Raw genomic sequence first — 480 nt, 5'->3', positions numbered from 1 at the left:
GTCGTCCTGGCCATTGATGTAGTAAATGTCGTCACCGGCCCCGCCAATCAGGGTGTCGGTACCGCCCAGGCCATCGAGGACGTTGTTGCCGGCGTTGCCGGTCAGGGTGTTGCTCAAGGCGTTGCCGCCGAAGTTGAGGTTGGCGGTGCCCAGCAGCACACCGTCTTCGACGTTGGCCGAGAGTGTGTAGCTGACGCTGGAGCGGATCACGTCATGGCCTTCACCGGCCAGCTCGATCACGGTGTCGCTGCGGCTGTCGACGACATAGACATCATCGCCTGCGCCGCCACTGAGTGTGTCGATGCCAGCCCCGCCGTCGAGGATGTTGTTGCCGGCATTACCGGTCAGGGTATTGTTCTGCGCGTTACCGGTACCGTTCAGGTTGGCGCTGCCCAAGAGGGTAAGGTTCTCCAGATTGGCGCTCATCGCCCAACTGACGGTCGACTGGACAGTATCGATTCCGCTGTTGGCGGAGTTGGC

General features: G+C 61.9%; 1 protein-coding gene. It reads right to left on the bottom strand.

Annotated elements, in window-relative coordinates; all coding sequences use genetic code 11:
• On the bottom strand, window positions 1–480 hold a 480-nt coding region (locus HU727_RS25530), incomplete at both ends, for a calcium-binding protein (protein WP_275967719.1).

The organism is Pseudomonas khorasanensis (genome assembly GCF_014268505.2).
GTDB lineage: Bacteria > Pseudomonadota > Gammaproteobacteria > Pseudomonadales > Pseudomonadaceae > Aquipseudomonas > Aquipseudomonas khorasanensis.
The sequence above is the reverse complement of the archived record's forward strand: the minus strand, read 5'-3'. Positions and strand labels throughout refer to the sequence as shown.